Source organism: Cryobacterium sp. TmT2-59 (assembly GCF_004403545.1).
Taxonomy (GTDB): domain Bacteria; phylum Actinomycetota; class Actinomycetes; order Actinomycetales; family Microbacteriaceae; genus Cryobacterium; species Cryobacterium shii.
The window spans coordinates 1-9,041 of the sequence record NZ_SOGM01000079.1 but is presented as its reverse complement, the minus strand read 5'-3'; the positions used below and the strand labels follow the sequence as shown (position 1 = coordinate 9,041).

Here is a 9,041-nt window from a genome sequence, read left to right as displayed (position 1 = left end):
CGACGCCCGCGCCCGCTGCGCCCGCGCCCGCTGCGCCCGCGCCCGCTGCGCCCGCCTCGACCGCGGTGCGACGCACGACGGTCGCGGAGTTGAGCCATGATTTCCGGCTGGCGAACGGCCGGCTGGCCCGGCGCCTGCGCCAGGAGAAGCCCGACAGTGAGCTCAGCAGCAGCCAGTTCTCGGCGCTCGGCTCCCTCTACTTCCACGGCCCGTTCACCCTCCGTGAACTCAGCGAACACGAGCGGGTCACTCCGCCGTCGATGAACCGCACGGTCAACGCCCTGGTCGAGGAGGGCCTGGTGGACCGGGCGGGATCGGTCGATGACGGCCGCAAGGTGGTGCTCACCGTGACGGAGCAGGGACGCACTCTGATGCGCGACACCCGCAAGCGCCGGGATGCCTGGCTCGCCCAGCGCGTCGGCAAGCTGACTCCCGAGCAGCGCCGCGTGCTCGGCGAGGCCATGGAGATCATGAAGGAGCTCACCAACAGTTGAACGCCATGTTCCGCTCCCTGAGCGTCGTGAACTACCGAATCTGGTTCGCCGGCGCACTGGTGTCGAACATCGGAACCTGGATGCAGCGCACCGCCCAGGACTGGATCGTGCTCACCGAGCTGACCGATCACAACGCCACCGCGGTGGGCATCGTGATGGCCCTGCAGTTCGGGCCCCAGCTGGTGCTGATGCCGTGGTCGGGCCTGATCGCGGACCGGTTCGACCGCCGCCGCCTGCTCATCCTCACCCAGAGCCTGATGGGGCTGCTCGCCCTCGGCCTAGGCCTGATCACGGTGACCGGCGTCGCCGAACTCTGGCACGTCTACCTCTTCGCCCTCGGCCTCGGGATCGTCGCGGCGATCGACGCCCCGGCCCGCCAGACCTTCGTCTCCCAGCTGGTCTCCGAGGACAACCTGCCGAATGCCGTGGCCCTCAACTCGGCGTCCTTCAACGGCGCCCGCCTGATCGGCCCGGCCGCCGCCGGTCTGCTCACGGTCGCCGTCGGCGCCGGCTGGGTCTTCCTGATCAACGCCGTGACGTTCGGCGCCACGGTGTTGGCGATGACGCTGCTGCGCACCGGGCAGCTCCGCCGCCAGCCCCGGGCCCCCCGCGAGCGCGGCCAGCTGCTGGGCGGCATCCGTTACGTGTCGCGGCGGCCCGACATCGTCGTCGTGCTGATCACGGTCTTCCTGGTGGGCACGTTCGGCTTCAACTTCGCGATCTTCACCGCGACCATGGCCACGGTCGAGTTCGGGATGGGCGCCAGCGAATTCGGCCTGCTCAGCTCGATCATGGCGATCGGGTCGGTCGCGGGCGCCCTGCTCGCCGCCCGCCGCGGCCGCCCGAGGCTGCGGCTGGTCGTCGCCGGGGCCGGCGCGTTCGGCCTGTCCTGCCTGATTGCGGCGCTGACGCCGAACTACCTGACCTTCGCGATCTCCCTGGCCTTCGTCGGGCTGTCGTCGCTGACCCTGATGACCACCGCGAACGCGTACGTGCAGACCACCACCCGCCCGGCCATGCGCGGCCGGGTGATGGCCCTGTACATGGCGATCTTCGCCGGCGGCACGCCGCTCGGCGCCCCCCTGGTGGGTTGGGTCGCCGACCAATACGGACCGCGCTGGGCGCTGGGCGTGGCGGCCCTGTCCGGGCTCCTGGCCGCCGCGGCCGTGCTGTTCTGGATGGTGAAGTACCGCAGCCTGCGGGTGCGGTACCGTCCGGGCGTGTCGCCCCGGCTCCGCCTGCACCACGACGGCGACGGCCGCGACGCCGAAACGGCCACCCGCGAGATCGCGATCATCGAGGCGACGGCGACCCGCTAGCCGGGCGCCCGGCTGCCCGGGCGCCGGCTGCCCGGATGCTGCCTAGCGCACGCCGTTCATCAGCCGCAGGATCGGGCGCGCGATCAGGGCGAGCATCAGGCCGATCACGATGGCGACACCGCCAATCACGCTGAAGTACAGGGTCTCCGACACCGACGTGTACCACTCCGCCAGCCACCCGGACACCGCGGTGCCCAGGGCGATCGACAGGAAGAACAGGGCGACCATCTGGGTCTTGAACGGCTCCGGCGCCAGCTTGGTCGTGATGGACAGGCCGACCGGGCCGATCAGCAGTTCCGCCACGGTGAGCACGAACAGGATCGCGATCATGGCCGCCAGCGGGGTGGAGTTCGCGCCGCCGTCGACGAAGGGCAGGAACATCAGGAACGCGACGCCCATCATGCCCGTTCCGAGCGCGAACTTGACCGGGGTGGACGGCTGGCGGGAACCCCAGCGGGTCCACAGCGCGGCGAAGGCGCCCGACAGCAGGATGATGAAGACCGGGTTGAACGACTGGATCCAGGACACCGGGAGCTCCCAGCCGAACACGTCGCGGTTGAGTCGTTCGTCGGTGTAGATGGTGACCACCGTGAACTGCTGCTGCGAGAGGGACCAGAAGGCGGCGCTGGCCACGAACAGCGGCATGAACGCGAAGACCCGCTTGCGTTCGACGGCGGTGATCTGCCGGTTGCGCAGAATCACCACGAAGTAGGAGACGGTGGCCACCAGGGTCAGCGCGATCACGATGGTGACCAGACTGGATGCCGTGATCACGCCGAGCACGCTCAGCACCACGATCAGGGCGATTGCCGCCATAGCGGCGCCGAGGTACGCGGCGTAGCGCGAGGACGGCAGCGGATTCGGCACCTCGTGCACGATGGCCGGCAGCCGCTTGCGGCCGAAGGAGTACTGCACCAGTCCGATCGCCATTCCGACGGCCGCGAGGCCGAAGCCGAAGTGGAAGCCGAGGGTGGTCTGCAGCAGGCCGGTCATGACCGGGCCAAAGAAGGCGCCCAGGTTGATCCCGAGGTAGAAGAGGGAGAAGCCCGCGTCCAGCCGGGGGTCGTCCTTGGCGTAGAGGGAGCCCACCACGCTGGTCGCATTGGCCTTGAGACCGCCGCTGCCGAGCGCGATCAGGATCAGGCCGGTCGCCACCCCGCCGAACCCGGGGAGGAAGGCCAGTGCGACGTGGCCGACCGCGATGATGATCGCGCTGAAGTACAGCACCCGCTCGGAACCCAGGACGCGGTCGGCGACCCAGGCTCCCAGGATGGTCGACAGGTACACGCCGCCGCCGTAGGCGCCGACGATGCCGGCCGCGGTCGTCTGGGGGATCCCCAGCCCGCCGGCGGTCGCCGAGTAGTACAGGTACAACAGCAGGATGCCCTGCATGCCGTAGAAGGAGAAGCGCTCCCACATCTCCACGCCGAAGATGTTGGCGAGTGCACGGGGCTGCCCGAGGAAACTTCGATCTTCTCGGACAGGGGTTTGTTCAACAACCGTGCTCATTGATTGACCTTACCGCGAGCCCCCAGAAATGGGGGCATCGGGCCCGCGCCCCGGCGCAGGGTACGATTTTGCCCAGAACGCTATCGACGAACCCTGGGGGCCGGATTGGACGCACAGTCACTCGCGGCCCTGATCAGCGAGGTCCTGACCCTGGTCGGACTCGTCGTGGGCGCCGCCCTGTTCGCCGCCGGGCTCTTCGTGCGCGGCATCAAGGGCCGCTGGCTGCAGACGGATGGCGTCATCGCCTCCTCGGCATCCGGCACGGTCATCCGCTGGTTCGACACGCACGGCGAGGTGCACGAACGCCCGGCGGACACCCACGAGACGCACCGGCTGCCGCCCGGCGAGGACGTGCCGCTCTGGTTCAACGCGCGCACCCCGTCGCGCTGCCGCACGCACACGCCGGAGTCCGAGGGCAAGGCACTGCGCCTGACCGGTCTGGTCCTGCTGATCGTCGGGGCCGCGTCGGGCGTGCTCGGCATCGTGCTGATGTTCCTCTAGCGAGGCGCCCGGCGGGCAGATGCGCGCCGGCAGATGCGCGCCGATTTGATTGACCCGGTGCTTGTCCGACCCGGCCGAAAGGGCGATGCTAGGGGAATCCGGGCGCCCGGCATCCGTGCTGCCCGCACCCATCGATGCTCCGTCGACGCTCCACCGAGAGAGGCACCATATGCGCAAGATTCTCATCCTGACCGGGGACGCAGCCGAGACGCTCGAGGTCTTCTACCCGTACCAGCGCCTGCTCGAGGCCGGCTACGAGGTGCACATCGGGGCACCGGAGAAAAAGAAGCTCCAGTTCGTGGTGCACGACTTCGTGGACGGCTTCGACACCTACACGGAGAAGCTCGGCCACACCTGGGACGCCGACGTGGCGTTCGCGGACGTCGACCCCGCCGACTATGTCGCCATCGTGGTTCCGGGCGGCCGCGCCCCCGAGTACATCCGCAACGACGAGGACGCCAAGCGGATCGTGCGCCACTTCTTCGAGAAGAACGCCCCGGTGGCCGCGCTCTGCCACGGCCCGATGCTGCTGGCCGCCGCCGGTGTGCTGACGGGACGCACCAGTTCCGCCTACCCGGCGCTCGCGATCGACGTCGAACTCGGCGGCGGCATCTTCGAGGACGGTGCGGGCGTCGTCGACGGCAACCTCGTCTCCGGCCGCGCCTGGCCGGACCACCCCACCTGGATGCGTGAGTTCATGAAACTGCTGGCGGCGTCCGACGCGACCCGGCCGGAGCCGCTTCTGGAAGCGGTGAACTGAGCCGCGCCGCCTGAGCTGCTAGGGCCTGGGGGCGGGGGCCAGGTGTTCGCCGAAGAACGCTTCGATCCGCTGCCAGGCATCGGCGGCGGCTTCGGGGTCTGGCCCGGCCCCCAGGATGCGCTTGAGCACGAAACGCAGCGCCACCGGTCCGCTTTCGGCGTCGTTGAGGAAGGCATGCCCGGCATCCGGGTATTCCACCACGTCGTGCGGGATGCGCAGCCTGGTCAGTGCGGACTCGAGCGCGGCGGCGGCGCCCTTCAGTGACCGGTCGGCGCCACCGAAGCTGCCCACGACCGGGCACGCACCCGCCAGGGCGTCGTCGAGGTCCCGGGGCAGGCGCCCGTAATTGACGGATGCCGCGTCGAAGCCGCGTGTGGCGGCCGCCAGCGCGAACCCGCCGCCCATGCAGAAGCCGAGCACGCCGACCGCCCCAGAGCAGTCGTCCCGGCGGATCAGGAACTGGCGGGCGGATTCGATGTCGACGAAGGCGCGGCCCCGCCCCGACTGCAGGGCACGGAACGTGCCGGTCAGGCACTTGCGCGCGCCGCCCTCGGTGAAGAGGTCCGGCATCAGCGCGAGGTAGCCGGCCTCGGCCATCCGGACCACCTGGCGGCGCATCACGTCGTTCAGGCCGAACGCCTCGTGCACGAGCACGACCCCGGGCCAGGGCCCCGGGCCGGCCGGCACGCCGAGGAGCGCCTTCAGGCCGGCGCTGCCGCCGGGCCGGGCCGGAAGCTGCAGGTCGATGGTTTCAGGAGCGGTGTTCTCGGTCATGGGGACGGCCTCCCTGGCTGACTGAAACCCTAGCCGGTGCAGCCGGGCGCGCTCGTCGTTCACCTGCGGGACAGGTGGCCGCACCATCCCGGCCACGTCCGATTCCTACCGTGGACGCGGGGCCGCGCCACGCCGCCCCGATCGAGCCACACCAGGGGGGATCTCTTCATGCGCACAATCCTTGTTTCCGCGGCACTCACCGCCGTGCTCGCCACCACCATCGCCGGGACGGCCCTGGCCTCACCGGCCACGGCCGCACCGGCCGACCCGGCACCGTCCGAATCCGCACCGTCGGCACCGTCGACGCCGTCGGCGGAGAGGTCCGGCTCGGCCGGCCAGCCGCTCCGCACCAACGAGCGCAACGGCTCGTTCGACCTGCAATCCCACCGCGGCGGCCGCGGCGAGTGGACCGAGGAATCGCTCACCGCCTTCTCCCGATCGCTCGAACTCGGCGTCAGCACGCTGGAACTGGACACTCACCTGACCCGCGACGACCAGGTGGTGGTCTGGCACGACGACATCATGACGACGAGCAAATGCGCCGACACCGCCCCCACCTTCGCCGGCGACCCGGCCTTCCCGTACGCCGGCGACCGGGTGCGCGATCTGACTCTGGCCGAGATCGCCACCCTGGACTGCGGCTATCAGCAGTTGCCCGGCTTCCCCGAGCAGGCGAACACTCCCGGAAACCGGATCGCCACGCTCTCCGACGTGTTCGACCTCGTCCACGGCTACGACGCCCGCAAGGTGCACCTGAACATCGAGACCAAGGTGGAGGTGGCCGGTCCGGCCGGGACCGACGAGATGGCGGCCCTCACCCGCGCGGTCGTCGGCGAGATCGAGGCCTCCGGGCTGGCGGACCGGTCGATCCTGCAGAGCTTCGACTGGGCATCGTTGAACCTGACCCGGGAGATCGCCCCGGACCTCACCCTCGCCGCCCTCTCCAGCGGGGACGCCTGGCTGGGCGTCGACCAGCCCGGAATGAGCCCCAACCTGGGCGGCATCGACATCGACTCCTACGACGGCTCGCTGGCCCGCGCCGCCCAGGCGCAGGGGTACGACATCGTCTCCCCGGTCTTCACGTCGGTGACCCCGGCCATGATCGCCGACGCCCACGCGGCGGGACTGCCGGTCATCCCCTGGACGGTCAACCAGGCCGCGGACATCACCGCCCTGCTCGACCTCGGCGTCGACGGCCTGATCACCGACTACCCGACCCGGCTCCGAACGGTCCTCGGCGAGCGCGGGCTGAAGCTGCCGACGGCCTACACGCGGTAGCAGCGCGATAGCAGCGCGATAGCAGCAGCGCGATAGCAGCGCCGCTGCGAACCGGCAGCGAAAGCGCGTCCGGCCTCTGGCGCCGGCCGGGCGCCACCCTGTAGCATGTGGTCGGACCACAGCGGCGGCACGTCCGTCGCCGCTGCCGTCGGCCGCATCCCATCAGCATCCCATCAGCACCCCACCCCACCCCACTGTCGAGGAGGAGCCCGTGAGCATCGAGCCCCGTGCCTGGGAAATCGTGCTGCAGAGCATCGAATCGGATCTGCTCAGCGGGCGGCTGCGGCCCGGCGACCACCTCCAGCCCGAACGGGCCCTCGCGGCGGACCTCGGGGTGGGCCGCTCCAGTGTTCGCGAGGCGATTCGCGTGCTCGAGGTGCTCGGTCTGCTGCGCACCGCGGTCGGAAGCGGCCCCTCGGCCGGAGCCATCATCGTCGCACTGCCCGGCGGCGGCATGGCGGCGCTGATGCGCCTGCAGGTGGCCGCGCAGGGTTTCCCGGTGATCGACGTGGTCAAAACCCGGCTCGTGCTCGAGGCGTCGGTCGTGACCGAGCTGGCCGAGGCATCCGCCCTCTCCCAGACGACCATGGACGCCAACGCCTCCCTCCGACCCGATCTGACGGCGGCCCTGCAGCTGCTGGCCGCGATGGACTCCCGTGACCTGACCGAGGCCGAGTTCCTCGCCCTCGACGCCGAGTTCCACCTCGCGCTGGCGGAGGCCTCCGGCAACCAGGTGGTCACCGCCACGATGGCCGGGCTCCGCAGCACGATCGAGGCGTATGTGCAGGACGGGGCGTCGAGCCTCGCTTCGTGGACCGACACCTCCGCCCGCCTCCGCACCGAACACCGCGCCGTGCTCTCCGCGATCGAGGCGGGCGATGCCGAGGCCGCCCGCAGCCTGGTGACGAGCCACATCGCGGGCTACTACGCCGAAACGCAGCCGAACCCCCAGCCCACAGACCAGCACACGGATGCCCCCGGGCGGCCGGCGGCCCCGACAGAACGGACAGCCTGACCATGGTTCAGCGACGGATCCCCCGGATCAAAGACCTCGCACCCTTGATGCAGTTCAAGGCACCCGAGCTGAACGCGAAGAAGCGCCGGCTCGAAAGCGCCCTGACCATCTACGACCTGCGGGCCATCGCCAAGCGGCGCACCCCCAAGGCCGCGTTCGACTACACCGACGGCGCGGCCGAGGCCGAGATCTCCCTCAAGCGCGCCCGCCAGGCCTTCGAGGACATCGAATTCCACCCGTCGATCCTGCGGGACGTCTCGACCGTCTCCACCGGCTGGGACGTGCTCGGCGCCCCCGTCGCCCAGCCGTTCGGCATCGCACCGACCGGTTTCACCCGGATGATGCAGACCGAGGGCGAGATCGCCGGGGCGCACGCGGCGGCCAGGGCAGGCATCCCGTTCTCGCTGTCGACCATGGGCACCACGGCGATCGAGGACGTCAAGGCGGCCAACCCGAACGGACGCAACTGGTTCCAGCTGTACATGTGGCGGGACCGCGACCGCTCGATGGCGCTCGTCGACCGGGCCGCGAAGGCCGGCTTCGACACCCTGCTGGTGACCGTGGATGTGCCGATCTCCGGCGCCCGGCTGCGCGACAAGCGCAACGGCTTCTCAATCCCGCCGGCCCTGACCGCGGGCACGGTCCTCAACGCGCTGCCGCGCCCGGAGTGGTGGGTCAACTTCCTCACCACCGAACCGCTCGCCTTCGCGTCCCTCGACCGCTGGAGCGGCACGGTCGGCGACCTGCTCGACACCATGTTCGACCCCACCGTGACCTTCGAGGACCTGGCCTGGATCAAGGCGCAGTGGCCGGGCAAGCTCGTCGTCAAGGGCGTGCAGAACGTGGCGGATGCGCGCACGCTCGCCGGCCTCGGCGTGGACGGCATCCTCCTCTCCAACCACGGCGGCCGCCAGCTCGACCGGGCGCCGGTCCCGTTCCACCTGCTGCCGCAGGTGGTGCGCGAGGTGGGCACCGACCTCGAGGTGCATCTGGACACGGGCATCATGAACGGCGCGGACATCGTCGCCGCCGTGGCGCTCGGCGCCCGGTTCACCCTGATCGGCCGCGCCTACCTCTACGGCCTGATGGCCGGCGGCGAGGCCGGCGTCGACCGGGCGATCGAGATCCTGTCCGAGCAGGTGTCGCGCACCATGCGGCTGCTCGGCGTGAAGTCCCTCGAGGAGCTCGAGCCCGGGCACGTCACGCAGCTCGCGCGCCTCGGCCGGATCGCGCCGCCGGTGGCGGCATCCGTGCCGCAGTAGCTCAGTTCCCGCCGAGTTCGCCAGTTGCGGTCGAGTTCGACCCGCGGAACTGGCGAACTCGACCGGAATCGCCGACTTCGGCGGCGCAGCGCCTGCCGTGGGAGTGGGTGCGGGGTGGGTGCGGGGTGG

The 9,041-nt window shown here is 70.5% G+C and carries 9 protein-coding genes; 7 read left to right on the top strand and 2 right to left on the bottom strand.

Annotated elements, in window-relative coordinates:
* Both E3T24_RS12440 and E3T24_RS12435 read left to right on the top strand, forming a co-directional pair.
* Positions 1-494 (top strand): MarR family transcriptional regulator (locus E3T24_RS12440; RefSeq protein WP_241978702.1); only part of this gene is annotated, 494 nt, incomplete at its 5' end.
* Positions 495-499: 5 nt separating this feature from the next.
* The gene (locus E3T24_RS12435) at positions 500-1,813 is read left to right on the top strand and encodes an MFS transporter (protein WP_134434672.1); all 1,314 of its coding nucleotides are present in this window, start codon (positions 500-502) and stop codon (positions 1,811-1,813) included.
* Positions 1,814-1,855: 42 nt separating this feature from the next.
* On the opposite strand, the gene E3T24_RS12430 is transcribed toward E3T24_RS12435, so the two are convergent.
* Positions 1,856-3,322, bottom strand: a complete 1,467-nt coding sequence (locus tag E3T24_RS12430; protein ID WP_134434671.1) for a peptide MFS transporter — start codon at positions 3,320-3,322, stop codon at positions 1,856-1,858.
* 105 nt (positions 3,323-3,427) lie between these two features.
* Here E3T24_RS12430 and E3T24_RS12425 point away from each other — a divergent pair, with 105 nt between their 5' ends.
* Entirely contained in the window at positions 3,428-3,823 is a 396-nt protein-coding gene (locus E3T24_RS12425; protein ID WP_134366541.1) for a sortase, read from the top strand.
* 169 nt (positions 3,824-3,992) lie between these two features.
* On the top strand, positions 3,993-4,583 hold the full coding sequence (locus E3T24_RS12420; protein WP_134366540.1) for a DJ-1/PfpI family protein: 591 nt from the start codon (positions 3,993-3,995) through the stop codon (positions 4,581-4,583).
* 18 nt (positions 4,584-4,601) lie between these two features.
* Here E3T24_RS12420 and E3T24_RS12415 read toward each other — a convergent pair whose 3' ends face one another.
* Positions 4,602-5,357, bottom strand: coding sequence for a dienelactone hydrolase family protein (locus E3T24_RS12415; protein WP_134366539.1), 756 nt, complete (start codon positions 5,355-5,357; stop codon positions 4,602-4,604).
* Between the two features lie 168 nt (positions 5,358-5,525).
* Here E3T24_RS12415 and E3T24_RS12410 point away from each other — a divergent pair, with 168 nt between their 5' ends.
* The 3 genes from E3T24_RS12410 (at position 5,526) to E3T24_RS12400 (ending at position 8,912) form a co-directional block, all read left to right on the top strand.
* Positions 5,526-6,635, top strand: coding sequence for a glycerophosphodiester phosphodiesterase family protein (locus tag E3T24_RS12410; protein WP_134366538.1), 1,110 nt, complete (start codon positions 5,526-5,528; stop codon positions 6,633-6,635).
* A 211-nt stretch (positions 6,636-6,846) separates the two neighbouring features.
* A complete protein-coding gene (locus E3T24_RS12405) occupies positions 6,847-7,650 on the top strand; it encodes an FCD domain-containing protein (RefSeq protein ID WP_198416032.1) in 804 nt (267 codons plus the stop codon).
* A gap of 2 nt (positions 7,651-7,652) precedes the next feature.
* Positions 7,653-8,912 carry an alpha-hydroxy acid oxidase gene (locus E3T24_RS12400; RefSeq protein ID WP_134366537.1) on the top strand — a complete coding sequence of 420 codons (1,260 nt, stop codon included), beginning with the start codon at positions 7,653-7,655 and terminating at the stop codon, positions 8,910-8,912.
* Positions 8,913-9,041: the final 129 nt, after the last annotated feature.

Bases quoted from the DNA above. Each gene is read 5' to 3' on its own strand.
- E3T24_RS12435 (WP_134434672.1), top strand. From the start codon at position 500: ATGTTCCGCTCCCTGAGCGTCGTGAACTACCGAATCTGGTTCGCCGGC.
- E3T24_RS12430 (WP_134434671.1), bottom strand. From the start codon at position 3,322: ATGAGCACGGTTGTTGAACAAACCCCTGTCCGAGAAGATCGAAGTTTC.
- E3T24_RS12420 (WP_134366540.1), top strand. From the start codon at position 3,993: ATGCGCAAGATTCTCATCCTGACCGGGGACGCAGCCGAGACGCTCGAG.
- E3T24_RS12415 (WP_134366539.1), bottom strand. From the start codon at position 5,357: ATGACCGAGAACACCGCTCCTGAAACCATCGACCTGCAGCTTCCGGCC.
- E3T24_RS12410 (WP_134366538.1), top strand. From the start codon at position 5,526: ATGCGCACAATCCTTGTTTCCGCGGCACTCACCGCCGTGCTCGCCACC.
- E3T24_RS12400 (WP_134366537.1), top strand. From the start codon at position 7,653: ATGGTTCAGCGACGGATCCCCCGGATCAAAGACCTCGCACCCTTGATG.